Source organism: Brachybacterium sp. JB7 (genome assembly GCF_003335205.1).
GTDB classification, from domain to species: Bacteria; Actinomycetota; Actinomycetes; order Actinomycetales; family Dermabacteraceae; genus Brachybacterium; species Brachybacterium alimentarium.
Genome location: NZ_QPGN01000051.1, coordinates 1 through 346 on the forward strand (window position 1 = coordinate 1; position 346 = coordinate 346).

The following is a 346-nucleotide window of genomic DNA, read 5'->3' on the forward strand; positions in this document are numbered from 1 at the left end:
GCGTCGAATCTTGCATTGTACAGCTGATTGAGTAATTGTTTTCGGGATATAACAATTTTGTACCCGTACCATTTCTCAATCTTTCTGAACGCATCTTCGAGCGGTTCCTGTTCAAATACCAGTTTATTTTCTTTCCAGTGACCGATAAATGGGATGGATGCATATCCTTGCGCAAGTGAATGCGTAGCTTCATCATAAATGGCAAACTGCCCTGCGTTCAGTTCCACGAAATCCTTCTGGTCGCTACCGGTCATAAAGTGTACCGTGCCTTCCGATACGGACACTTCCACCTGCGTTCTGTGCGGCTCCGCCCGGACATTGAATGCCGTTCCCACCACTTTTATCT

General features: G+C 46.5%; 1 protein-coding gene. It reads right to left on the reverse strand.

Features of this window, described 5'->3' with window-relative positions; translation table 11 throughout:
• The coding region (locus CIK81_RS17890) for a FecR family protein (RefSeq protein WP_147272381.1) at window positions 1–346 on the reverse strand (346 nt) is incomplete at both ends.